The sequence below is a fragment of the Bordetella genomosp. 8 genome (assembly GCF_002119685.1).
Taxonomy (GTDB): Bacteria; Pseudomonadota; Gammaproteobacteria; order Burkholderiales; family Burkholderiaceae_B; genus Bordetella_C.
In genome coordinates this window covers 596,887-621,177 of record NZ_CP021108.1, presented here as the reverse complement: position 1 = coordinate 621,177, position 24,291 = coordinate 596,887, and the positions used below count along the sequence as shown (strand labels likewise).

At 66.5% G+C, this 24,291-nt stretch carries 22 protein-coding genes, 1 tRNA gene and 1 pseudogene; 9 read left to right on the top strand and 15 right to left on the bottom strand.

The features are described 5' to 3' along the window. The first annotated feature begins 204 nt into the window (after nt 1-204). Complete coding sequence (locus CAL12_RS02825; RefSeq protein ID WP_086063092.1) at nt 205-1,437, top strand: TIGR03862 family flavoprotein; 1,233 nt, start codon at nt 205-207, stop codon at nt 1,435-1,437. A gap of 65 nt (nt 1,438-1,502) precedes the next feature. Here the strand turns inward: CAL12_RS02825 and CAL12_RS02820 are convergent, their stop codons facing one another. From CAL12_RS02820 to CAL12_RS02780, 9 genes and pseudogenes are all read right to left on the bottom strand, one after another. Further along, the gene (locus CAL12_RS02820; protein ID WP_086067643.1) at nt 1,503-1,832 is read right to left on the bottom strand and encodes a hypothetical protein; all 330 of its coding nucleotides are present in this window, start codon (nt 1,830-1,832) and stop codon (nt 1,503-1,505) included. Between the two features lie 152 nt (nt 1,833-1,984). Beyond that, entirely contained in the window at nt 1,985-2,752 is a 768-nt protein-coding gene (locus CAL12_RS02815) for a CPBP family glutamic-type intramembrane protease (protein ID WP_086063091.1), read from the bottom strand. Nucleotides 2,753-2,754: 2 nt separating this feature from the next. After that, nucleotides 2,755-3,351 (bottom strand): aminoacyl-tRNA hydrolase, encoded by a 597-nt coding sequence (gene pth / locus CAL12_RS02810; RefSeq protein WP_086063090.1) that lies wholly within the window; start codon nt 3,349-3,351, stop codon nt 2,755-2,757. Between the two features lie 110 nt (nt 3,352-3,461). After that, a complete protein-coding gene (locus tag CAL12_RS02805; RefSeq protein ID WP_086063089.1) occupies nt 3,462-4,085 on the bottom strand; it encodes a 50S ribosomal protein L25/general stress protein Ctc in 624 nt (207 codons plus the stop codon). 118 nt (nt 4,086-4,203) lie between these two features. After that, nucleotides 4,204-5,154, bottom strand: coding sequence for a ribose-phosphate pyrophosphokinase (locus CAL12_RS02800; protein WP_179283214.1), 951 nt, complete (start codon nt 5,152-5,154; stop codon nt 4,204-4,206). Between the two features lie 114 nt (nt 5,155-5,268). Continuing rightward, nucleotides 5,269-5,342 (bottom strand) — tRNA-Gln (locus tag CAL12_RS02795). Further along, complete coding sequence (gene ispE, locus CAL12_RS02790; RefSeq protein ID WP_086063088.1) at nt 5,343-6,287, bottom strand: 4-(cytidine 5'-diphospho)-2-C-methyl-D-erythritol kinase; 945 nt, start codon at nt 6,285-6,287, stop codon at nt 5,343-5,345. It abuts the tRNA gene before it with no gap. Nucleotides 6,288-6,290: 3 nt separating this feature from the next. Next, a complete protein-coding gene (gene lolB, locus CAL12_RS02785; protein WP_086067641.1) occupies nt 6,291-6,860 on the bottom strand; it encodes a lipoprotein insertase outer membrane protein LolB in 570 nt (189 codons plus the stop codon). Nucleotides 6,861-6,862: 2 nt separating this feature from the next. Further along, nucleotides 6,863-8,744: pseudogene (locus tag CAL12_RS02780) on the bottom strand (tetratricopeptide repeat protein). Between CAL12_RS02780 and mutM the strand changes: the two are divergent. Then, nucleotides 8,743-9,570, top strand: coding sequence for a bifunctional DNA-formamidopyrimidine glycosylase/DNA-(apurinic or apyrimidinic site) lyase (gene mutM / locus CAL12_RS02775; protein ID WP_086063086.1), 828 nt, complete (start codon nt 8,743-8,745; stop codon nt 9,568-9,570). The pseudogene CAL12_RS02780 and the gene mutM overlap by 2 nt on opposite strands. A gap of 72 nt (nt 9,571-9,642) precedes the next feature. Here the strand turns inward: mutM and CAL12_RS02770 are convergent, their stop codons facing one another. Next, nucleotides 9,643-10,548 (bottom strand): LysR family transcriptional regulator, encoded by a 906-nt coding sequence (locus tag CAL12_RS02770; RefSeq protein ID WP_086063085.1) that lies wholly within the window; start codon nt 10,546-10,548, stop codon nt 9,643-9,645. Nucleotides 10,549-10,725: 177 nt separating this feature from the next. On the opposite strand from CAL12_RS02770, the gene hmgA reads away from it, so the two are divergent. Together hmgA and fahA are read left to right on the top strand one after the other, a co-directional pair. After that, on the top strand, nt 10,726-12,054 hold the full coding sequence (gene hmgA, locus CAL12_RS02765; RefSeq protein WP_086063084.1) for a homogentisate 1,2-dioxygenase: 1,329 nt from the start codon (nt 10,726-10,728) through the stop codon (nt 12,052-12,054). A 54-nt stretch (nt 12,055-12,108) separates the two neighbouring features. Further along, nucleotides 12,109-13,425 carry a fumarylacetoacetase gene (fahA, locus tag CAL12_RS02760; protein WP_086063083.1) on the top strand — a complete coding sequence of 439 codons (1,317 nt, stop codon included), beginning with the start codon at nt 12,109-12,111 and terminating at the stop codon, nt 13,423-13,425. A gap of 183 nt (nt 13,426-13,608) precedes the next feature. On the opposite strand, the gene CAL12_RS02755 is transcribed toward fahA, so the two are convergent. Then, the gene (locus CAL12_RS02755) at nt 13,609-14,346 is read right to left on the bottom strand and encodes a FadR/GntR family transcriptional regulator (RefSeq protein WP_232464681.1); all 738 of its coding nucleotides are present in this window, start codon (nt 14,344-14,346) and stop codon (nt 13,609-13,611) included. Between the two features lie 163 nt (nt 14,347-14,509). On the opposite strand from CAL12_RS02755, the gene CAL12_RS02750 reads away from it, so the two are divergent. From CAL12_RS02750 to CAL12_RS02735, 4 genes are all read left to right on the top strand, one after another. Further along, nucleotides 14,510-15,337, top strand: a complete 828-nt coding sequence (locus CAL12_RS02750) for an NAD-dependent epimerase/dehydratase family protein (RefSeq protein WP_232464680.1) — start codon at nt 14,510-14,512, stop codon at nt 15,335-15,337. 99 nt (nt 15,338-15,436) lie between these two features. Continuing rightward, a complete protein-coding gene (locus CAL12_RS02745; protein ID WP_232464679.1) occupies nt 15,437-16,474 on the top strand; it encodes a TRAP transporter substrate-binding protein in 1,038 nt (345 codons plus the stop codon). Between the two features lie 118 nt (nt 16,475-16,592). Next, the gene (locus CAL12_RS02740) at nt 16,593-17,042 is read left to right on the top strand and encodes a TRAP transporter small permease (RefSeq protein WP_086067637.1); all 450 of its coding nucleotides are present in this window, start codon (nt 16,593-16,595) and stop codon (nt 17,040-17,042) included. Next, a complete protein-coding gene (locus CAL12_RS02735) occupies nt 17,033-18,322 on the top strand; it encodes a TRAP transporter large permease (RefSeq protein ID WP_086063082.1) in 1,290 nt (429 codons plus the stop codon). The genes CAL12_RS02740 and CAL12_RS02735 overlap by 10 nt, the downstream gene beginning before the upstream one ends. Here CAL12_RS02735 and CAL12_RS02730 read toward each other — a convergent pair. The 4 genes from CAL12_RS02730 to CAL12_RS02715 are packed head-to-tail and all read right to left on the bottom strand — an operon-like array spanning nt 18,293 to nt 22,594. Continuing rightward, nucleotides 18,293-19,042 carry a phosphatase PAP2 family protein gene (locus CAL12_RS02730; RefSeq protein ID WP_086063081.1) on the bottom strand — a complete coding sequence of 250 codons (750 nt, stop codon included), beginning with the start codon at nt 19,040-19,042 and terminating at the stop codon, nt 18,293-18,295. The genes CAL12_RS02735 and CAL12_RS02730 overlap by 30 nt on opposite strands. A gap of 56 nt (nt 19,043-19,098) precedes the next feature. Further along, on the bottom strand, nt 19,099-20,442 hold the full coding sequence (locus tag CAL12_RS02725; protein WP_086063080.1) for a sensor histidine kinase: 1,344 nt from the start codon (nt 20,440-20,442) through the stop codon (nt 19,099-19,101). Then, nucleotides 20,439-21,161 (bottom strand): response regulator transcription factor, encoded by a 723-nt coding sequence (locus tag CAL12_RS02720; protein WP_086063079.1) that lies wholly within the window; start codon nt 21,159-21,161, stop codon nt 20,439-20,441. Before CAL12_RS02720 ends, CAL12_RS02725 begins: the two co-directional genes overlap by 4 nt. Before the next feature lie 17 nt (nt 21,162-21,178). After that, nucleotides 21,179-22,594 (bottom strand): FAD-binding oxidoreductase, encoded by a 1,416-nt coding sequence (locus CAL12_RS02715; protein ID WP_086063078.1) that lies wholly within the window; start codon nt 22,592-22,594, stop codon nt 21,179-21,181. A gap of 280 nt (nt 22,595-22,874) precedes the next feature. Between CAL12_RS02715 and CAL12_RS02710 the strand changes: the two genes are divergently transcribed. Next, complete coding sequence (locus tag CAL12_RS02710; RefSeq protein ID WP_086063077.1) at nt 22,875-24,272, top strand: phosphomannomutase/phosphoglucomutase; 1,398 nt, start codon at nt 22,875-22,877, stop codon at nt 24,270-24,272. The last annotated feature ends 19 nt before the right edge of the window (nt 24,273-24,291 follow it).

Genomic DNA, 24,291 nt, shown 5'->3' with positions numbered 1-24,291 from the left:
GAGGCGCCGCATGCCCAGGCGGGCAAGGCGGTCTGCCCGATTCGTGCCGGAAATCCGGCAGCGTTCATGTGGGATGGCGCACAGGCACGAAACGCGGATTGCCATGTTTCGTCCGCCAGGAAACCGGTGATTTTAACCGGTCGGCGCCATGGCGGTGACGGCTTGGAAATCACGGCTCCGCAGCCAAGCGTCTAAACTCCCCGCATGTCTCATCCCCCCACCCGCGTCGCCATTGTCGGCGGCGGTCCTGCTGGCCTGGCGGCCGCCGAAGTTCTTGCCGAAGCCGGCATGGGCGTCGACCTGTTCGACGCCATGCCTTCGCTGGGCCGCAAGTTCCTCATGGCCGGCCGGGGTGGTTTGAATCTGACGCACAGCGAACTGCTCGACGCTTTCCTGGCGCGCTATGGCGCTCGGCAAAGCCAGTTGGAGCCGCTGGTGCGGGCATTCGACCCGGAAGCCCTGGCCGTATGGGCCCGAGGGCTGGGTATCGAGACCTTCGTCGGCACGTCAGGCCGCGTCTTTCCCCGCGAAATGAAAGCCGCCCCGCTGCTGCGCGCCTGGGTGCATCGCCTGCGCGAGAACGGTGTGGTGACGCACGCGCGGCATCGCTGGGTCGGCTGGGAGGGCAGCGATGACGGCGGCCGGCTGCGCTTCGCCACGCCTGAGGGCGAGAAAACGCACGATGCCGCCGCGGTCGTCCTGGCGCTGGGCGGCGGGAGCTGGGCCAGGCTGGGGTCGGACGGCGCCTGGATCCCGCTGCTGGCCGAGCGTGGCGTCGCCATCGAGGCGTTGAAACCGTCGAACTGCGGGTTCGACGTGGCATGGTCGCAATTCTTCCGCGACAAGTTCGCGGGCGAACCCGTCAAGAATGTCGTTGCGAGCTGCGCCACCGCTTCCCCGCGCCGCCGCGGGGAATTCGTGGTCAGCGAGCACGGCGTCCAGGGCAGCCTGATCTATGCCTTGTCCGCGTCGCTGCGGGATCAGCTCGAACGCGAAGGCCGTGCCACGCTGACGCTGGACCTGCTCCCCGACCGCGGCGCGGAACGGGTCTTGGAGGACGTATCGCACCCGCGCGGCGCCCGCTCATTGTCATCGCATCTGCAAAGCCGCGTCGGCATCGCCGGCGTAAAGGCCGCGCTGCTGCGGGAAGTGCTCGACAAGGAAGCGATGCTGGACACCCGCCGGCTGGCCCAGGCCATCAAGGCCTTGCCGCTGGTCCTGACCGCGACGCGCCCCATCGATGAGGCGATCAGCACGGCCGGCGGCGTGCGCTTCGATGCGATGGACGCGAACTTCATGCTGAAGCGCCTGCCTGGCGTGTTCTGCGCCGGCGAGATGCTGGACTGGGAGGCGCCCACCGGAGGCTATCTGCTGACCGCCTGCATCGCCAGCGGCCGCGCCACGGCGAGGGGTGTCCTGGGTTGGTTAAGACACTGACCAGGCGCGCGTCAAGACCTGATCAAGACCCGATCGAGACCTGATAAGACCCGACCAAGACCCGATCAAGGCCGGATCACCGCCGTCCCGTTGATCGTAATCCCGGGCCCGGCCGGCGCGACCGGATACACGGGCACCACCACCGGCTCGACGTACTTCTGCGGCTTGCACTTGCGCTGTTCCTGGTACTCGCCGTTCTTCTTCCACTTGCGCTTGACCTCGCAGTCGCCGTCGCGATACTGGTCCTTGTGCTTGCCCTTGTCGTGGTCCGTGTACTCGCGACCATCGGCGATGACGTAGCCTTCGTCCGGTTCATTTTTATCCCGACCCGCATGAGCCGATGCCAACGGCAGCAAGGCGCATGCGAACAGGCTGGCGGCGAATAGTTTTTTCATGGCGTACCCATCCCGGTTGCAGAGCACCGAATGGTACGTGCCCATCCGCGCGCGGCCATGTCGCGTAGTTACAGACCCCGACCGCCCATTGCGACGCCCCACAAGAACGCGGCTCGCGTGACAAAACGTCGCAACCCCGCAATCCTGCGCGCCTACGACACGATCTCCGGCGCCCACTTCATCAAGGCCAGCACCAGCAGCACCGGTCCCGCATTGAACATGGCGTGCATCATGATCGACGCGCCTATGCCCCGCCGGGTACGCATCCAGCTCAACACCAGCCCGGTCAGCCACTGCGGCAGCACCAGCAGCGGCATCAGCCAAAGCGGCGTGTGGTTCAGATAGAAGTTGCCCAGGTGCATGCCCGCGAAGACGAGCGTTGCCGAATGCAGGATCCATGGGAAGTAGCGCACATAGCGCCGCCGCCAGTCCCAGCTCCATTCCCGGCGCGCCGCGCCGCCCTGCCGCTGGGTCCACGCGATGGCCGCCAGCACCAGGACCACCACGGCGGCGGTCCAGGCATTCGGCCCCTTCAGCAGGGGCCAGATCATCAAGGGCACGACCCAGAGCGCCTGCACGGGCCGACGCAGGCCATAGCGGAACAGCATTTCCTCGACGATGGGCGCCCACACGATGGCGGTGAACCACGGTATCGCGCCCATCTCCAGCTTGTGGTGGGCGCCGCCCAGGGTCGCCACCGCGACAGCCAGCGGGCCCAGCGCGAACAGGTTGATCGCCCAGAGCATGGCCACCCAGGCCAGCAGCCGGCGCGCCCGCACGGGCGGTAGCCAGTCGGCGCGCTGCCCGCGCCCCAGGCGGCGGGGCGGCAGGTGACGTAGCGTGGGCCGCCGCAGGAACCGCCAGAAGTCCGCCATGTCGGCGCGCAGGCGCGGCAGGGTGCCGCCGATTTGCCGGGCCATGGTCAGGCCTCGTTCGCGCGATGCAGCTGCTGCGTGGCGCGCGTGAAGTCGCCGTCCAGCAGCATGGGAATGACGGCCCGGCAGCGATCGATGACGGCCTCGATGGCGGTCATTTCCTCGCGGCGCGGCTGGTGCAGCACGAAATCGGCCACCTGCTGGGCCAGTCCCAGCGTGCGCGGATGGCCGATACCGATGCGCAGTCGCCAGAACGCCGGGCTGCCCATCGCGGCCTGGATATCGCGCAGGCCGTTGTGGCCGGCATGGCCGCCGCCCTGCTTCAGCTTGACCTGTCCCGGCAGCAGGTCCAGTTCATCATGCAGTACCAGTATCTGTTCCGGCGCCAGCTTGTAGAAGCGTGCGAGCGCGCCGACCGATTGCCCGGAACGGTTCATGTACGTCATCGGCTTGAGCAGCACGACGTTCTCGCCGCCGTGGCGCGCCTTGGCGACGAAACCATTGAACCCCTTTTCCATCGCGAAGCTGGCACGCAGGTCGTCGGCGATATGGTCGGCCAGCCAGAAGCCCGCGTTGTGGCGGGTGGTTTCATATTCGGGCCCAGGATTGCCCAGGCCGACGATCAAGCGGATGGGTGTGGACATGACTGATGGATGTCGGTGCGGAAAAGAAAAACCCCGCGTATGGTAGACCACACGCGGGGTTCGTAGTGCACAGCCGGCCTACACGGCGCCGGCTGTCACGACTGGCGCGATCAGGCAGCCGGCGTAGCGTCGCCGCCTTCGGCTTCTTCGTCACCGGCGTCGGCCGCGCCACCCTTGACCAGCGCGGACGCCAGCACCGGGTTGGCGTCGCCGCCGTGCGTCAGGTAGGTGACGCCCGTGGGCAGTTGCACATCCGACAGGTGCAGCGAAGCGCCGCCGGTCAGCTTGGACAGGTCCACTTCGATGAACTGCGGCAGGTCGCCCGGCAGGCAGGCGACTTCGATTTCGTTCAGCACGTGGGTGATGATCGCGCTGCTCAGCTTCACAGCCGGCGAAACTTCGGCGTTGATGAAGTGCAACGGCACCTTGGTGTGCAGGACCTTCGAGGAGTCCACGCGCTGGAAATCGACGTGCAGCACTTGCTGTTTGTAGGCGTGCCATTGAACGGCGCGCAGCAGCACCTGCTCGCCCTTGCCGCCTTCGACTTGCATGTCGAGGATGGAGGAGTGGAACTCTTCCTTGCGCAGGGCGTGGTAGATCTCGTTGTGATCGAGTTCGATGTTCAGGGGCTGGCTGCCCGCACCGTAAACGATGGCGGGAACCCGGCCCGCGCGGCGCAGGCGGCGGCTCGCACTCGAACCCTGGACGCTACGCGCAGTGGCGTTGAATTTCATGGATGACTCCAAACATGGAACACCTGGGTGTTCCTGGAAAAAACACGGCCGCACCATGCGGACCGTGGCTTTGCTTCCCCGCCGCGACCAGCGGGCAAGCAGAAGACGGGAAGCGGGCTCAGTCGGCGAACAGCGAGCTGACCGATTCCGCGTTCGAAATACGCAATATCGTTTCGCCCAGCAGGCCGGCGCACGACAACTGGCGGATCTTGCCGACAGAGCGGGCATGCTCGGACAAGGGAATGGTGTCCGTGACGACCAGCTCGTCCAGGTCGGACGCCTGGATGCGGTCGACGGCACCGCCCGACAGCACGGGGTGCGTGCAATAGGCGTACACCGCGCCGGCGCCGCGCTCTTTCAGCGCCTGGGCGGCCTTGCACAGCGTGCCGGCGGTATCGACCATGTCATCCATGATGATGCAGGTGCGGCCGTCGACTTCGCCGATGATGTTCATGACTTCCGACACGTTGGCGCGCGGGCGCCGCTTGTCGATGATGGCCAGGTCGGCTTCCAGCTGCTTGGCCAGCGCGCGCGCCCGCACCACGCCGCCGATGTCCGGGGACACGACGACCAAGTTGGCGAAGTTGCGGCGCCAGATATCGCCCAGCAGGATGGGACCGGCGTAGATATTGTCCACCGGGATATCGAAGAAACCCTGGATCTGGTCGGCATGCAGGTCCATGGTCAGCACGCGGTCAACACCCGCTACCTGCAGCATATTGGCCACGACCTTGGCCGAGATGGCCACGCGGGCGGACCGCGGACGGCGATCCTGGCGCGCATAGCCGAAATACGGGATGGCGGCGGTGATGCGGCCGGCGGATGCGCGGCGCAGCGCATCCACCATGACCATGATTTCCATCAGGTTGTCATTCGTCGGCGCACAGGTGGGCTGCAGTACGAAGACATCCTTGCCGCGAACGTTCTCGTTGATTTCCACCATGACTTCGCCGTCGGAAAAGCGACCGACGGACATCTTGCCCAGCGACATGTCCAGATGATTGGCCACGTCGACGGCCAGCCGCGTATTCGCGGTGCCGGTGAAAATCATGAAACTTTCTTTTGTCATGATGCAGACGCTAAGTTCGTTTCGAACAGTCGTTTCGAAGACAAACAAAAAAGCTGCTGAACCTGGGCCGGCGAGGCGGGCGTGTTCAACAGCTTTTTCTATAGATATGTTGGGCTGGGGAGGAAGGATTCGAACCTTCGCATGCCGGAATCAAAATCCGGTGCCTTAACCAACTTGGCGACTCCCCACTAGCTTGCAATCCAGTGCCGCAACGGATGCTCGATCAACCCAGGACTCGCCTGCACCAACCGGAACCGCACAGGCGATTCACGCACTGCCTGCGACTTATCCGCCATTTTACCGGCGTCGCGCATTGTAGCGGCTATTTTCCGCTCCGCCAAAATCGCCGCGGGCATATCGAGGAATTCGGCGAATAGACACGCACCGGAACCCGACATCCGCGCAACGATCCCGACATCCGAGCTTGCCAGCCATTCAGCGGCCCGGAAAACTTCCGGGAAGCGCTTGTAGACCACAGGCTCCATGTCGTTCCGGCCAAACATTGCGGTTGAAGGCAATGCACCGGAATTAGTCGAAGCAAGAAAGTCCGCTATTGTGATACATGCGGTATCCCTTGTCAAATCGGGATCGCCAAACACGAGAGGCGTCGGCACGCTGGCATCGGGCTGGGCCACGACATAGGCCCGCTCGGGCAGCGGCACGGCGGTAAGGGTGTCGCCGATGCCTTCGGCGAAGGCCGACTGGCCGAATATGAAGACGGGCACGTCGGCCCCCAGCGGCAGCGCCAGGCGCATCAGCTCGGCGCGCGACAGCCCCGTATTCCACAAGCGATTCAGGGCGATCAGCGTGCTGGCGGCGTCGCTCGATCCGCCGCCCAGGCCGCCGCCCATGGGAATGCGCTTTTCCAGCCCGATCGACACGCCCTGCCGCGTGCCGGTGGCCGCCTGCAACGCGCGCGCGGCGCGCACGGCCAGGTCGCTGTCTTCCGGGACGCCCGGCAGCGGATCCACGCGAGCCACCTGGCCGTCGGCGCGTGCTTCGAAATTCAGCGTGTCGGCCAGGCCGATGAAGCGGAATACCGTCTGCAGCAGGTGATAGCCGTCGGCGCGGCGGCCGACGATGTGCAGGAACAGATTGAGCTTGGCGGGCGCCGGGACATCGTAGAGATTCATGGCTCAGGAAGGATCGACGACCAGTCGCAGCAGGATGCGGCGATCCGGTTCGCGTCGTTCCAGCACCAGGACCTGTGGTCCCATGTCGTCATAGCGCGACAGCCTGGCCTGCCAGCCCCCCTGCTCGAAAGACGCCGGGCGCTGCGACGCATCGCGCTGCACCTGGGCCGCCGGCGGCTGATCCGGCAAGCGTCCGCGCAGCCAGTCGCGCAAGCCCGAAACGGGAATGCTGCTGCCCAGCGCGTCGGCCACCAGCGCGTCCGGGTCGGCGGCCCGCAAGCGGGAACCGTCGGACTTGGTGAGAACCGCCATGCCCGGCTGGCCTTCCACGCGCGCCTGCGTCGAGCCCAGCGGATTGGTCAGGTCCAGGACGTAGCGCCGCCCGTCGTCCAGCCAGGAAAAGCCGCCCTGCAACGCGTCCTGCTTGCCATCGTCGTAGGTGACGGTCAGCGCGAAGCGGCCGACGCGTGAGAATTCCGTGGCGCCGCCCTTGCCGGCGATGCGGCCGGGCGTCACGCAGGCGGCCAATAGCAGGCAGAGCGCCGCCGCGAGGACGGCGCGCCAACGCGCCAGGATCACAACGAGACTCCCAGGCGCTTGAGGGTGTCGCGCAGCGTCTTGTTGTTCGGATCCTTGCGGGCGGCGGCGGCGAAGATCGCGCGCGCCTCGTCCTTGCGTCCCTGCGCCCACAGGACTTCGCCCAGGTGGGTGCCGATTTCCGGCTCCGGACGCCGCGAGTAGGCACGCTGAAGATAGGTCAGCGCGGCCGCGTTATCGCCCAGGCGGTACTTCACCCAGCCCATGCTGTCCATGATGTAGGGATCGTCGGGCGACAGGTCCAGCGCCTGGGTGATCAGTTCCTGCGCTTCCGGCAGGCGCATATTGTGGTCGGCCAGCGTATAGCCCAAGGCGTTGTAGGCATGGGCGTGATCCGGATCCAGCGCGATCACCTGCCGCAGCAGGCGCTCCAGGTCGGCGATCTTGTCCTGGCGTTCGTACAGCATCGCCAGCTCGTATTTGATTTCCACCGTATCCGGTATGGCCCGGTCGGCGCCCGACAGCAAGGCAACGGCCTGGTCGGTACGGTCGGCGTCACGCAGGATCTGGGCCTTGGTCAGGACGCCGAGGACGCGCTCTTCCTCATCCTGGGGGTTGGCCTGGTCCACCATCTTCAGGGCGGCATCGACATTGCCCTGCTTGGCGCGCAGGGTCGCCTGGCGCATGCGGGCCTGGTAGCGCATGCCGGGATCGTCGATCTTGCCCAGTTCGGCGATGGCGTCGTTGTACCGGCCCTGGTCTTCCGCGATCCGGGCCAGCAGGATGCGCGCATCGGCGGCCGCGCCGGGCGCGTCCGACGTGCCGGGAATCAGCGCGCGCTGGCGCTGGTTCTGCACGTCCAGATACTGTTCCAGGAATCCGCGGGCATCATCCAGTCGCCCGGCCTTGTAGGCCAGCTGCGCCTGCATGAACATCAGGTCGAAATCTTCCGGCGACCGGCGCGACATGGCGCGCAATTCCGCCAGGGCGCCGTCGTAATCGCCCATGTCGGACAGCTGGCTGGCCAGCATCAGCCGCAGGCGCCGGGCGTCGGGGTGCCTGGCGATGAAGGCGCGCGCGTCGGCGGTGGCCTGGCGCGGGTCGACTTTCATGCCGTATTCCAGGACGCGTTGCGCGGCGGCTTCCGACTTGGGATCGGCCTGCTGCGCCGCTTGCGCTTCCTGCAGGGCGCGCGCGTTGTCGCCGGCGGCCTGTGCCACATCAGCCAAGGCCAGATGCGCCGCAGGCAGCTTGCGCACGGACGGGCTCAGGGCCTGGTCCAGGATGGCCAGCGCGGTCTTGCGGTCGTTGATGCGGCCCAGTACCGCCAAGGATTGGGCGATCGCGGCGGTCTTGTCCGGGGCGGCGTCGATGCGCTTGCGCAGCGCTTCGCCCAGGCCGGCGGTCTGGCCATTCGCGGCGGCCAAGGCCAGTTCAGTAGTGCCGGCTTCGGGATCGTTGGGCGCCAGGCGCGACCAGACGCGGGCGGCTTCCAGCGCGCCCTTCAGGTTGCCACCGGCCAGATAGAACTCCAGCGCGCGGCGCGCCACGCGCGGGTCGGCGACGTCGTTGGCCAGGCCGAGCATGGTCGAGGCGGCCGTCCCGTACATGCCACGCTGCGCGGCGATTTCCGACGCGAGGATCCGGTACAGGATGCCGGAAGTCAGACGCACGTAAGGCAGTTGGCCTTCACGCAAGCGGATGACATCGGGTTCCTGACGAGGCGCCCGCTGCACGCGGGGCGCGATGGTGTCGGCGGTATGCCTTTCCGCGGCCTGGGCCGGCAAGGAATACGCGCCGGCCAGCGCCAGCATCAGCGCGGCGAACCCATATTTGATATGCATATGCGACGACTTCACGCGTCCCGTCCGATAAATGGCACAATCTGTACACGCAACTGATCATCTTACACTGGCTGATGCCTGAACTGCCCGAAGTCGAGACCACTCGACGGGGAATCGCGACTGTCATGACAGGCCGGCCGCTTGTCCAGCTGGTCGTAAGAGAACCCCGCCTGCGCTGGCCTGTCCCGGCCGACCTTCCCGATACATTATCCGGCCGCACCGTCCTGGAATGCGGGCGCCGCGGCAAGTACCTGTTGCTGCGTTTCGAGCACGGGACGCAAATCGTGCACCTGGGCATGTCGGGATCGCTGCGCCGGGTGATGGAAGGCGAAGCGCCGCGCCGCCACGACCACGTGGAATGGATATTCGAGCACGCGACCCTGCGCCTGCACGATCCGCGCCGTTTTGGTGCGGTGCTGTGGCATCCCGCGGACGCCGGACCGGTCGAGTTCCATCCGCTGCTCGCGCGGCTAGGCATAGAACCTTTCGACCCGCGCTTTGGCGGCCAATGGCTGCACGACCAGTTCCGCGGCCGGGCGGCCCCGGTCAAGCAACTGCTGCTGGCTGGGGAAGCCGTCGTCGGCGTAGGCAATATCTACGCATCCGAAAGTCTGTACCGCGCGGGCATACATCCAGCCGCACCGGGACGGCGGCTGTCGCTGGCGCGATGCGAACGCCTTGCGCAGGCCATCCGCCAGACGCTGACCGACGCCTTGAATTCCGGGGGCAGCACGCTGCGCGATTATGTCGGCACCGGCGGCGAGCCCGGCAGCTATTTCGATATCCACGCCGCCGTCTACGAGCGTGCCGGGCAGCCGTGCCGTGTGTGCGGAACGGCGATCCGCCGCATCGTGCAGGGCCAGCGCGCCACCTACTATTGCGTCAAATGCCAGCGCGCCTGAACCGCCGCCCGCCCGCCTGTCGGCACGGCAGGCAAGCTTGCGGCAATTGAAAGGCAAGCACCCGGGCGGGCCCTACCGTTGCGCGAAGCTGTCCACGATCAAGGCGCGCAGCCACTGGTTGCCGCCATCGCGTTGAAAGCGCGCGTGCCAATATAGATTGCTTTGCAGCGCGGCGACACGGATGGGCGGCGTCAGGATGCCCAGGCCGAAACGCGACGCGGCGCTGTCAGCCAGCTTGCGCGGCACTGTCGCCAGCAGATCGGTGGCGCTGACGATGTACGGCACCGCGGTGAAATGCGGCACGCTGAAGTGGGTTGCCAGCACCAAACCGGCTTTTTCCAGGGCCTGGTTCACCTGGCCATAGGGCGCCGCATGCGACACCAGCAGGTGCCGTTCGGCGCGAAAGGCCTTCAGGCCCATGCCTTCATGGGCGGTGGGATGGCCCCGGCGGAACAGCGTCGCATAGCCCTGGCGAAACAGCATCCGCTGCAACAGGCCGCCAGCCAGGCCATGGAAGGCGCCCAGCGCCATATCGACCCGGCCCGCGTCCATTTCCCGCTGCAGCTCAGCGCCTTGCAGCCGCACCGACTCCACCCGCACCCCCGGCGCCTGACGCGCGCAATGCTCCATCAGGGCGGGCATGAAGTGGATTTCACCGACATCCGTCATCGCCACGCGGAAGCGCCGGCTGCTGCTTGCCGGATCGAAACGCGGCGGGGCTTCCAGCGCATGGGCCAGCGTGCTGAGCGCTTCCGCCACCGCGCCGCCCAGATGCTGGGCATAGGGGGTCGGCAACATCCCCTGAGCGGTGCGCACGAACAGCGCATCGTCGAAGGTGGCGCGCAGCCGGCGCAAGGCATTGCTGGCCGCCGGTTGCGTGATGCCCAGGCGCCGCGCGACGGCAGAAAGATTGCGGTCTTCCATCAGGTATTGGAAGACGACGAGCAGGTTCAGGTCCAGGGCGCGCAGATCAGGCATGGCGCCGATTATCCCCCATTATTCATGAAACTTATGGCCTACATTTTTCCATTCATCTAGCGGCAAGGCCCCGGGTCGGGGGAAAATCGCCATGCCGCCCCTGCGGACGCCCCTGCGGACGCCCTTGCCGGCGCGCCATGCCCTTGAACGGGCCACCTACACGAACGGAGACATTCCATGAGCTCGCAGCCCGCTGCCGCCGCTGACGCGGCCCTGCGCTACATGACCGGCTTCGGCAATACCTTCGCCACGGAAGCGCTGCCCGGCGCATTGCCGGTGGGAAGGAACTCGCCGATCCGCTGTCCCTACGGCCTGTACGCCGAGCACGTTTCCGGCATGGCGTTCACGGCGCCGCGCGCGGAAAACCGCCACGGCTGGCTGTATCGCATCCGGCCGTCCGCGCGGCAGGGTGCATTCATTGCCTGCGCGCAGGCGGGCGGCTGGGTCAGCCGCTTCGGCGCCCAGCCGGTTTCTCCCAACCGCCTGCGATGGGGCGCGCGGCCGATTCCGCAGACGCCCACGGACTTCATCGACGGCATCGCGACGATAGGCGGCAACGGCGGCCCCGACGAGGACAACGGCGTGGGCATCCATGTGTACACGGCCAATGCGCCGATGCGCGGGCGGTATTTCTACGATGCCGACGGCGAACTGCTGATCGTGCCGCAGGCCGGCCGCCTGCTGGTGGATACCGAGCTGGGCCGCATGGAAATCGCACCGCTGGAAATCGCCGTCATCCCGCGCGGCACGCGCTTTCGCGTCACGCTGCCGGACGGCACGGCGCGCGGCTACCTGCTGGAAAATTTCGGCGCGCCGCTGCGGCCGCCGGAAAAAGGCCCGATAGGCTCCAACGGCCTGGCCAATGTGCGCGACTTCGAAACGCCCGTCGCCTGGTACGAGGACCTGGAAGGCGATTTCGAACTGGTCGCCAAGTTCGAAGGCGGTTTCTGGCGGGCGCCGCTGGACCACTCGCCGTTGGACGTGGTGGCCTGGCACGGCAATCACGCGCCGTACAAATACGACCTGCGGCGTTTCAACACCATCGGTTCGATCAGCTTCGATCATCCGGATCCGTCCATTTTCACGGTGCTGACGTCGCCCACCGATACCGTGGGCACGGCCAATATGGACTTCGCGATTTTCCCGCCGCGCATCCTGGTCATGGAAGATACGTTCCGGCCGCCCTGGTTCCATCGCAACGTGGCGAGTGAATTCATGGGCCTGATACAAGGCGTCTACGATGCCAAGGCGGAAGGCTTCGTGCCTGGCGGCGCCAGCCTGCACAATCGCATGAGCGGGCATGGGCCCGACGCGGAGACCTTCGAAAAAGCGTCCAACGCGGACACGTCCCAACCGCACTATATCCGCGACACGATGGCCTTCATGTTCGAAACGCGGCGCGTGATACGGCCGACGGAAGCGGCGCTGGCGTGGCCGGAACTGCAGTCCGGCTACGATGACTGCTGGCAGGGACTGCGCAAGCATTTCGACCCGGCGCGGCCATAACGGCCGCGGCTTTCGAATCAACGGGCTTAGCCCTTACACCCGGATAACACCCTCATGACCGAGCTGAACGAAACCCACGACCCCGCGCTGCGCAGCTGGCTGCAAAGCGCCAACGACGACGCGCTGGGTTTCCCCGTCCAGAACCTGCCCTTTTGCGTATTCCGGCGCGCCGGCACGACGGAAAGCTGGCGGCCGGGCACGGGTATCGGCGACCGTATCCTGGACCTGGCCGCGCTGGCCCAGGCGCAACCCTTCGACGGCGACGCGGCCCGCGCGCTCGCGGCGTGCCAGGGCCCGGACCTGAACGCCCTGATGTCGCTGGATGCCGCCTGCTGGTCGGCCTTGCGCCTGGCCCTGTCCCGCGCGCTGCGCGCGGGCTCGCCGCTGCAGGCACGCATCGAGCCCCTGCTCGTCGCGCAGGCCGATGCCGAATTTTCCGTACCGGCGCGCATCGGCGACTACACCGACTTCTATATTTCGGTGCATCATGCCACCGCGATCGGACGCCAATTTCGTCCGGACAATCCCCTGCTGCCGAACTACAAATGGGTGCCCATCGGCTATCACGGCCGCGCGTCCAGCATCGGCGTGGGGCAGCACTTCCATCGTCCGGTCGGCCAGACGCGGCCGACGCAGGAGGGCGGCACACCCGTCTTCGGGCCGTGTGCGCGGCTGGACTACGAAGTGGAACTGGGCGTGTTCATCGGCACCGGCAATGCGCTGGGCCGGCGCGTCACGCTGGAGCATGCCGAAGACTACATATTCGGACTGACGATCCTGAACGACTGGTCGGCGCGCGATCTGCAGGCCTGGGAATACCAGCCGCTGGGACCTTTCCTGTCGAAGAATTTCGCCAGCACGATTTCGCCCTGGATCGTCACGCTGGAAGCACTGGCGCCTTTTCGCGTGCCCTTCCAGCGCGGCGCGGGCGAACCGCAACCGCTGCCCTATCTTTCGTCCGCGCACAACAGCGCCAGCGGCGCTTTCGACGTGCGCCTGCGTACCGAGCTGGGTACGGAGCAGTCGCGCGAACAGGGCGCGCCGCGTGCCACGCTGGCGCGGAGCAATTTCCGCGATGCCTATTGGAGCATCGGGCAACTGGTGGCGCATCACACGGTGAATGGCTGCAACCTGCAGCCGGGCGACATGCTGGGCACGGGCACGATGTCCGGCCCGGAGCCGGACCAGGCCGGATCGCTGCTGGAATTGAGCCAGGGCGGCAAGACGCCCATCAACCTGCCCTGGGGCGAGACGCGCACATTCCTGCAGGATGGGGATGAGGTGGCAATCAGCGCCGAATGCGTGAAACCGGGTTATCCGCGCCTGTCATGGGGCGCCGCGGTCGGGCGGGTACTGCCTTCGCTGGAGTGAATGATTGGGGGCGCCCGGCTAGGGGCGCCCGGCCATGGGGCCAAGATAGGGTTGCCCGACCTGGCCCGCCCGCGCGGTCCGGTAACGCGTACTGACGGTGCCGCCAACGTTGTCATACATCCTATGACGGAAGCACCTGATAAGGCGAGTCGCCGCCCCATCACCACACCTGACCGCCGCTTGTCAGCGGTCCTGCGCGCGGCGCAGCCTTTCGCGGCTGTTGCTCAAGTGCGTGCGCATCGCCGCGCGCGCGGACTCGGGATCCTGGCGCCGGATGGCCTCGTAGATATCCTCGTGCTCCCGATTCACCCGCGCCAGGTAAGGCTCGCGCTCTTCATCGCCCAGCTTGGCGGAATTGATCCGCGTGCGCGGAATGATCGCCGCTCCCAGGTGCGAAAGCAGATCGGCGAAATACTTGTTTTCCGTGGCCTGGGATATCAGCAGATGGAAGCGGAAATCCGGCGTGACCGTGTCTCCGCCGGGGGCCAGCGCGGCGCGGAATTGATCCAGGGCTTCCCGCATCTGCGCCAGTTGCTCTTCCGTGCGCCGCAGGGCCGCCAGGCCCGCCGCCTCCGTTTCCAGGCAGATGCGCAGCTCCAGGATGACCAGGATGTCCCGCACCGTGGCGATGTCCGCCGGATCGACGCGAAAGTCGCCGCCGGTATTCGGTTTCAGCGCATAGGTCCCGACCCCATGGTGGGTTTCCACCAGCCCCGAGGCCTGCAGCCGGGACAGCGCCTCGCGCACGACCGTACGGCTGACACCGAACGTGCGCATGATTTCCGATTCGGTGGGCAGCTTGTCGCCCGGGCGGATTTCACCGTCGCGTATGCGCTTGGACAGGCTGTCGACCAATTCCTGCGCCAGGCTGCGGGGCCGTCGGCGCATGGGAAGTTCGGCGGGCATGGACGTGGTCGTCATAGTATTTTTCCCTGGTCGCCGGCTCCGCTTGACGGGCGCTTGACGGGTATTTGGGCCCGTCATTATACTGCCCATGCGTTGTACGATGACTTATAAGCTACCCGATTGAACACCCAAACCGACGCGGTGTAAATACCGGCGTCGCCAGTACGGAGACAACGTCGTGAGCCTGCCGGGTACCCCTGCCTCTTCTTCCACGCAACGCGTTCCCACCCTGTTGCTGACCGGCGCGGCCGGCGGCCTGGGCAAAGTCCTGCGTGGGCGCCTCAGACCCTACACCGACGTCCTGCGGCTTTCCGACATCGCCGACCTGGGCAGCGCCCAGCCAGGCGAGGAAATCGTCATTGGCAACCTGGCGGACGCCGGCTTCGTCGACGGCATGGTGGCCGGCGTGGATGCCATCGTCCACATGGGCGGCGTGTCGGTCGAACGTCCCTTCGACGAGATCCTCCCCGCCAACATCCAGGGCGTCTACAACCTGTACGAAGCGGCGCGCAAGCACGGCGTCAAGCGCGTCGTCTTCGCAAGCTCGAACCACGTCATCGGCTTCTACAGGCAAGGCCAGGTCATCGATGCCGACGTGCCCGTGCGGCCCGATGGCTACTACGGCATCAGCAAGGCCTTCGGCGAAAACCTTTCGCGCTTCTATTTCGACCGCTACGGCATCGAAACCGTGTGCCTGCGCATCGGCTCGTCGTTTCCGGAAGCCAAGGACAGGCGCATGCTGGTCACCTGGCTCAGCTACGACGACCTGACCCACCTGATCGCGCAGTCGCTCTTCACGCCGCACGTCGGCCACACCATCGTGTACGGGGCCTCGGCCAACCGCGACAGCTGGTGGGACAACTCGCGCGCCGCGCACCTGGGCTTCCAGCCCAAGGATACGTCGGAGCCGTTCCGTGCCAACGCCGAAGCCCAGCCCGCCCTGGCGCCCGACGATCCCGCCACCCGCTACCAGGGCGGCGCCTTCGTCAAGGCCGGCCCGTTCTGACGCGCGGCAAGCCGCGACGCACACAAGAAAAAGCCCGATGACGGGCTCGCCGCCCACCGTGCCACAAGCGCGCACCGCGGTACACAACGGAGGTAGACAATGATGCACACGATGACGACGCTGCCGCGCGGCCCCATCCGCCCCGCACGTACCGCCCGCCCCCTCCGCGCCGCCGTCGCGCACGCCACCCTGGCGCTGGCGGCGCTGTTGAGCCCGGTCCTGGCCGCGCAAGCCGCGGAGTTCCGCTCGGCGGACATCCATCCCGACGACTATCCCACCGTGCTCGCCGTCCGGCACATGGCGGACCTGGTCAAGGAGCGCTCCAACGGCAAGATGACCATCCGCGTCTTTTCCGGCGGCAAGCTGGGATCGGAAAACGACTCCATCGAGCAGGTCAAGCTGGGCGCGCTGACCATGGCGCGCGTCAGCAGCGCCGCCATGCACAACATCTGCCCGAATACGCGCGTACCGTCGCTGCCCTTCCTGTTCCGCTCCGTCGACCATCTGCACAAGGTGCTGGACGGCGACATCGGCGCGCAATTGCTGAAGGCCTGCGAAGGCGCCGGCTTCGTGGGCCTGGCCTGGTACGACAGCGGCTCGCGTTCCATGTACACGCGCAACAAGCCCATCAAGACGCTGGCCGACGCGCAGGGCCTGAAGATCCGGGTCCAGCAGTCCGACCTGTCGGTCGCCATGGTCGAGGCCATGGGGGCGAACGCCACGCCCATGGCCATGGGCGAGGTCTATACGTCGCTGAAGACGGGACTGGTGGACGCGGCGGAAAACAACTTTCCCAGCTACGAAAGCGCGCACCACTACGAGGTCGCCAGGTACTACGAGCTGACCGAGCACAGCATGACGCCGGAGATCCTGATCTTTTCCAAGCGCCAGTGGGACAAGCTCTCGCCGGACGACCAGAAGATCCTGCGCGACGCGGCCAGCGAATCGGTACCCTACATGCGCAAGCTCTGGACGGAACGCGAAACCAAATCCCGCGCCATCGTCGAAAAGGCCGGCGCGCAGATCATCGAGGTCGACAAGGCGTCCTTCCAGGCAGCGATGAAGCCGGTGTACGAGCGCTTCGTCACCACGCCGGAGATGAAGGACCTGGTGCAGCGCATATTAGCGGTGCAGTGAGGACGCCATGCTGGCGAGTTCACAGGAAAGAACCACGGTCCCGGACACCCGCCGGCCCGGCGGACACCGGCTGCTGGACGCCTACACGCGCTGCTGCAGGCTCCTGGCCCGCATCTGCATGTGGGTCGGCGTAGCGGGCCTGACCTGCCTGATCGCGGCGGTGGCCTTCCAGATTTTCGGCCGCCATGTCCTGAACCGCACCCCGACCTGGGCCGAAAGCATCGCGATGCTGCTGGTGCTGTACGTGACCATGCTGGGCGCCGCGGTAGGCGTGCGCGACGCCGGCCACATCGGCTTCGAATCGCTGCTGGAAGCCCTGCCGCCCGCCGGCAAGCGTCGCATGGAGATCTTCATCCACGCCCTGGTGTGCCTGTTCGGCCTGATGATGGCCTGGAACTGCGCCATCCTGGCCGAATCCGTGGCGGACTACATGATGCCCAACCTCGGTATCTCGGAAGGCTGGAAGTACGTGCCCGCCACCTTGTCCGGCGGACTCATCGCGCTGTTCTCGGTGGAACACATCGTGGCGCTGCTGCGCAACCAGGAGGTCACCCCGGCATGGCGCTGACGCTGCTTTCCGTCTCCTTCCTGGGCTTCCTGGTGATAGGCGTGCCGGTCGCGTTCGCCATCGGCCTGTCCTCCATCGCGGCCATCCTGTACGAAGACCTGCCCATCGCCGTGGCTTTCCAGCAGATGACCTCGGGGATGAACGCGTTTTCCTTCCTGGCCATCCCGTTCTTCATCTTCACCGGCGAACTGATGCTGTACGGCGGCATCGCCGACCGCATCGTCAATTTCGCGAGATCGCTGGTGGGCCACGTGCGCGGCGGGCTGGGCATGTCCAATGTGGTGGCCTGCACGCTGTTCGGCGGCGTATCGGGGTCGCCGGTAGCCGACGTGTCCGCCATGGGATCGGTCATGATCCCCATGATGAAACGCGAGGGCTATCACGCCGACTACGCCGTCAACGTCACCACGCATGCCGCGCTGGTCGGCGCGCTGATGCCGACCAGCCACAACATCATCATCTATACGCTGGCGGCGGGCGGCAAGGTGTCCATCGCCGCGCTGATCGCCGCCGGCCTGCTGCCGGCGCTGATCCTGACCGTATGCAACCTGGCGGCGGCCTATTTCGTGGCCCGCCACCGCGGCTACGCGGCCGGCACGTTCCCGGGCTGGAGTATCGTGCTGCGCTCGCTGGTCGCGGCGGCGCCGGGATTATTCGTGGTCGTCGTGATCATCGCCGGCATCCTCAGCGGCGTCTTCACCGCGACCGAATCGGCGGCGGTGGCCGTGGTGTATGCGTTGGCCCTGACAGTCCTGGTGTATCGCACCCTGACATGGGCGCAATTCGTGCGCGCGGCCGCCAAGGCCGTCAAGACGACCGGCGTCGTGCTGCTGCTGATCGGCATATCGGCCACCTTCGGCTACCTGATCAGCTTCTACGGCGTGGCGGAGAAGACGGGAGACCTGCTGGCGTCGATTTCAACGAGCCCGTGGGCCATCTTCCTGATGGTCAATATCGTGCTGTTCCTCCTGGGAACGTTCCTGGACATGGCCGCGACGATACTGATCTGCACGCCTATCTTCCTGCCCATATGCGCGCAATACGGCATGGGCCCCGTGCAGTTCGGCATGGTCATGCTGCTGAATTGCGCGCTGGGCCTGAACACGCCGCCGGTGGGCACGACGCAATTCGTCGGCTGCGCCATCGGCGAGGTTTCGGTGGGCACGGTGATGCGCACCATCTGGCCGTTCTACGGCGCCTTGCTGGCGGCGCTGGCGCTGGTCACCTACGTACCGGCGTTTTCGCTCTGGCTACCTGGCGTGTTGCTTGGCAACGGCTAGCGGTGGCGGCGTCCGCACGAGCAGCGGGCCGAATACGATGCTCGCGATGCCCCACATGACGCAGGCCGACCAGAGGGTCTGGCTGAGGAAATGGGCGCCCTGCATGATGCGCACCAGCGAGAACGTCAGCCCGGCGGCGATCCCCACGGCCAAGCCGCCCCAGCGCCACTCCGAACGCCGCAAGGCCCAGCCGGCAAAGTAAAGCGACAACATCGCATAGCCCGCCCCGGCATGATTGCTGGGTAGCGCGCCGCCGCCTTCGCGGCGGTTGGCCGCCCAGAAGTGGGCGGGATAGTTGGCGTAGCCACCGAACATCTCCAGGGCATACGGACGCGGTAGCGCGGTGTAGTGCTTCAATTGCGAGATGACGACCTGCCCCAGGACGCAGGTCGCGGCGATGCCCCACAAGGGCCCCCGCCACGGCCGCAGCACCGCGAACCAGTGGCTGGCGATGGCCGCCGCGATCGCGGCGACGGCGACCCCGATAGGCAGCACGAGCACGACGCGGTGCCCGAGTATTTCCAGCACGCGCGAAGCGCGCCACGGGAAGGTATTGGCCGTCGCGTCGAAGAAATAACGCGACACGGCCAGGTCCAGCCCCGAGCGGTTGACCGCCTCGGCCAACAGGGCCAGGAGCAGCGTCACGCCCAGGACATGGGTCAACAGATAGGTATCGAAGCGAATGGCGGCCTTGGCGGGCGCGGCAACATAAGAACGCATGGGCTGGCCAGGGAAAAATATCCCGGCACACTACCCAGGGCCACATCGAATATTTGTCAAATCGGGTTGTTGCTGTCGAAACGCAGGGTGAAGCATGTACCGTGGGTGGGAACGCCGACCCAGGATTCCACGCTCAGGCTCCACCCCTGCATATCGCAGACCCGCTTGGCGATGGCCAGTCCCAGGCCGCGCTCCAGGGCCACCGCGGCTTCGGCCTCGTTCACGTCGCCATGGGTATCGCGGCGGCGCACGCTGTAATAGCGATCGAAAACGAAAGGCAGGTCTTCGGTCTTGATGCCCTTGCCGTTGTCGCGGATTTCCAGGCCGGCGCTGGATTGGGAATCGATCGTCCGCACGGTCAATACGGCCGGGGCGGCGTGTTCGATGGCGTTGCGGATCAGGTTGCGCAGCACGGTCAACAGGGCGTAGCGATCCAGGTCGCGCACCGTGCCCGCCGGCACCTGGTGGTCCAGGCCCAGGCCGGCCTGCTCCGCGTTGGCTTCCAGCCCCTGCCAGGCAGCGGCCAGGCATTCCGCCAGATCCACCGGTTCGGGCTTGCGGCGCTCGTCGCGCGCCATGGCCCGCGCGCTTTCCAGCGCGGCGGCAACGCTGTCGACGTTCTTCACGATGCGCGTCAGACGGGTTTGCTGGTCGGCCGTCACGACGGGCGCCAGGAGCATCAGTTCGCCATCGCTGCGGATGGCGGCCAGCGGCGTGCGCACCTCGTGGCTCAGGTTGGCGGCGAATTCGCGTTCGCGCGCCAGCGACCGGTCCACCTGGTTCTGCACGCGGTTGAAGGCTTCCACCAGGCGTCCGGCTTCATCGTTGCGCTCCACGGCCAGGTCGGGCGATCCGGGCGCCCAGGTCGAGAGGCGGTCGGTCAGGGTCAGCATGGGCCCGACGGCCAGGTAGGCGATCTTGCGCGCGACGCCATAGGCCGCGACGATACAGATCACGCCCAGGCCCAGCACGATCAGGCCGAAATCGAAAACCCGATCCTCGTTGTCCGTGGCGTCGTACAGCACGATCAGGCGCCGGCCCTCGTCGATCTTCGCGACCACCACATGCCAGGTCTCCGTGCCTGGCTCCAGCAGATGCAGGCCGTCCTCCAGACTGCTGACTTCCTTGGGTATCGCGGGATTGGCGACGCCGGGCTGCTGCACCCAGGCGCGCATCGCGCCGCCGACGTCGTGCGATCTCAATTCGGTCAGCGGTTCCTCGCCGCTGGTGATGCGCTCGATCAGGCGTTGCGTTTCGGTGGTCAGGATGTCGTTGACCAGATCGTCTTCCATCTGGTCGAAGGTCAGGTAGGCCAGCACCACCAGCACGGACACGAAAATCGCCACCGTGCCGGTCAGTGCCCACACCACCCGCTGGGTCAGCGTACCGCCACTTTTCATGCCGGGCCGTCCGCGACGCCTATCAGCCGCCACCCCGTGCCGTGCACGGTCTCGATGCCGTCGAAGCCGGCATCGGCCAGGGCCTTGCGCAACAGGTGCACCTGGCTGCGCAAGGCGTCCGACGATGGCGGCTCGCTGCCCCACAGCAAGGTTTCCAGTTCGGGGCGCGGCACCACGCGGCCGGGGTCGCGCAGCAAGGCGTCCAGGATCATGCAGGACTTGCGCGTCAGGTGCACGGCCTGGCCGTTGACCGATACGGCGCGCGTGCGGCTGTCGTAGCTCAAAGGCCCCCAGCGCCGCACCGGCGTCCCCACCGCGCCGCTGGCGCGCTGGATCAGCGCATGCAACCGAGCCTCGACCTCGGCCAGCGCGAAAGGCTTGGTCAGGTAATCGTCCGCGCCGTGCGAGAAACCGGCCAGCTTGTCGGCCAGTTCGTCGCGCGCCGTCAGCATCAGCACGGGCACGGACAGCATGTGCTCCGTCCGCATGGCGCGCAGCACGTTATATCCGTCCATGCCGGGCAGCCCCACGTCCAGGATCACCGCGTCGAAGTGCTGCGACGTCAACATGGCCAGCGCCGCGCGGCCGTCATAGGCCGCGTCGGGCACGAAGCCGCGCGCTTCCAGGAAGCTGTACAGGTTGCCGGCGATCGTCGTGTCGTCTTCCACGATCAGTACGCGATGATGCGCGGGCAAACTCGCGGGCAGAGGCGCGGCCATGGGCGGGTCCCGGTCGGTCAGGCGCGCACGACCTTGCCGGGATTCATGATGCCGGCAGGGTCCAGCGCCTTCTTGATACGGCGCATCAGCGCCAGCTCGATCGTATCCTTGTAGCGCGGCAGCTCGTCTATCTTCAGCTGGCCCACGCCATGCTCGGCGCTGATGGAGCCGCCGTGCGCGTGCACGCTGTCATGGACGATGCCGTAGACCTGCGGTTGCTGCGCCAGCAGCGCGGCTTCCTCCTGGCCGGGCGCGCGCGTGCAGTTGTAATGCAGGTTGCCATCACCCAGGTGGCCGAAGATGACATGACCGATGCCGGGGAAACGCTCCTGCAGCAGCGCGTTGGTGTTCCGCACGAAATCGGCGATACGCGAGATCGGCAGCGACACGTCGTGCTTGATCGATTTGCCCAGTTCGGCTTCGGCGAGCGGAATGCTTTCGCGCAGATGCCACAGCGCCTTGCTCTGCGTGATGTTCTCCGCGATCGCGGCGTCGGTGGCCAGGCCCACTTCGATGGCTTCGCCCAGCACGGTTTCGAAACGCTCGCGGGCGTGCGCCTCGCTTTCGCTGTCGGACAATTCAAGCAAGGCGAACCACGGCGATTGCGCCGATTCGCCGCTGAAAGGCAGGCGCTGCTGAGGGAAGAGCCGCACCACGGCTTCCAGGCAGTTGCCCGCCATCAATTCGAAGCCCGTCAACGCCGCGCCAAAACCCTGGCGCGCGCGGCCAAGCAACTGCACGCCCGATTCCACGTCGGGGACCGCCAACAAGGCGGTGCAGCGTGCCACCGGCAGCGGGAACAGCTTGAGGGTCGCGGCGGTGATGATGCCCAGCGTACCTTCGCTGCCGATGTACAGGTCGCGCAGATCGTAGCCGGTGTTGTCCTTGCGCAGCCCGCGCAAGCCGTGCCAGATTTCGCCGTCCGCCGTCACCACTTCGAGGCCCAGGGTCAGGTCGCGCGTGTTGCCGTAGCGCAGCACCTGCGTACCGCCGGCGTTGGTCGCCAGGTTGCCGCCTATGGTGCAGCTGCCTTCCGCCGCCAGGCTCAGCGGGAACAGGCGTCCGGCCTGCTCGGCGGCCTGCTGCACCGCCTGCAGGATGCAGCCCGCTTCCACGGTGATGGTGTCGTTATCGGTGTCGATGCCACGAACGCGGTTCAGGCGCGCCAGCGACAACAGCACGGCCTTGCCGTCGTCCGCGGGCGTGGCGCCGCCGCACAGCCCGGTATTGCCGCCCTGCGGCACCAGCGGGACGCCATGCCGGCCGCACAGCTGCACCACGGAAGCCACCGCCTCGGCGGAGCCCGGCCGCACGACCGCCAGCGCCCGGCCACGATAGCGGCCGCGCCAGTCCAGCGTGTAGGAATCGGTATCCGCGCCGGTCAGTACGTGATCGGCGCCCAGCAAGGCTTGTAGTTCGGCAAGGATAGTCATCGTCCACCGTGTGCGATAGAACGCCCGATGCGGAGCCGGGCGAAGACCGCTATTGTAGGACTGATAGTGGGCCGGCAACACCCGGTCAGGATTGTCGGGTTCGGACACATTCGGCCTTCCGGCCTCCGTGCCACAATCCCGGGATACCTGCGCCGGCCCCGCCCGGGCTCGCGCATTAGGGCATAGTCATTAGGCCATGCGGCCTGCGCAGTCCGGCCCCGCTTATCGGGGATAATCGCCATCCGTGACTACCGAATCACCTGACCACAAAGGAACTACCGTGGGTAATGCGTCGTCTTTTCCGGCCTCCATCTTCAAGGCGTACGACATACGCGGCACCGTGCCCGACCTGCTGAATGCGCGCTTCGCGCGCGAACTGGGCCTGGCCCTGGCGGCGCTGGCGCGCGACAAGAACATTCCGGAACTCGTGATCGGCCGCGACGGCCGTCTCAGCAGCGAAGAACTGGCCCTGGCCCTGCAGGAAGGCCTGAACGCCGGCGGCATCAGCACCCTGGACATCGGCGAGGTGCCGACGCCCCTGGTGTACTTCGGCGCCTATACGGAAAAGACCGGATCGGGCGTCGCCGTCACCGGCAGCCATAACCCGCCCAAGTACAACGGCTTCAAGATGATGATGGGCGGCGCCGCGCTGTACGGCCCCGACATCCAGAACCTGCGCCTGGCCATGGACGCCGCCGGCGGCCAGGCCCCGGCCGGGGTCACCCCGGGCCGCCGCCGCACCATGGACATCGTCGGCCGCTATATCGAGCGCATCATCGGCGACGTCAAGCTGGCCCGCCCGATGAAGATCGCCATCGACTGCGGCAACGGCGTGGCCGGCGCCATCGCCCCGCGGCTGTTCCGCGAAATGGGTTGCGATGTGACGGAGCTGTTCTGCGACGTGGACGGCAACTTCCCCAACCACCATCCGGACCCGGCCGACCCGCACAACCTGGAAGACCTGATCCATTGCCTGAAAACCACCGATTGCGAGATCGGCCTGGCCTTCGACGGCGACGGCGACCGCCTGGGCGTGGTGACCAAGTCGGGCGAAATCATCTGGCCCGACCGCCAGCTGATCCTTTACGCGCGCGACGTGCTGTCCCGCAACCCGGGCGGAATGATCATCTATGACGTCAAATGCAGCCGCCACGTCGGCCTGGCCGTCAAGGAAGCCGGCGGGCAGCCGCTGATGTGGCAGACCGGCCACTCGCTGGTCAAGGCCAAGCTGGCCGAGACCGGGGCGCCGCTGGCCGGCGAAATGAGCGGCCATACCTTCTTCAAGGAACGCTGGTATGGCTTCGACGACGGCCTGTATACCGGCGCACGCCTGCTGGAAATCGTGTCCCGCGACGCCAACCCGTCGGCCGTGCTGGAAGCCCTGCCCAAGGCCATATCCACGCCTGAACTCAAGCTCGAAATGCAGGAAGGCGAACCCTTCGAACTGGTCAAGAACCTGCAGGAAAAAGGCAAGTTCGACGGCGCGATCGACGTGGTCACCATCGACGGCGTGCGCGCCGAATACCCGGACGGCTTCGGCCTGGCCCGGCCGTCGAACACGACGCCGGTCGTGGTGTTGCGCTTCGAAGCGGACAACGATGCCGCGCTGGCGCGCATCCAGGACGACTTCCGCAAGCAGCTGCTGGCGCTGAAGCCGGACGTCAAGCTGCCGTTCTAAGCAAAAGGCCTGGCGCTGC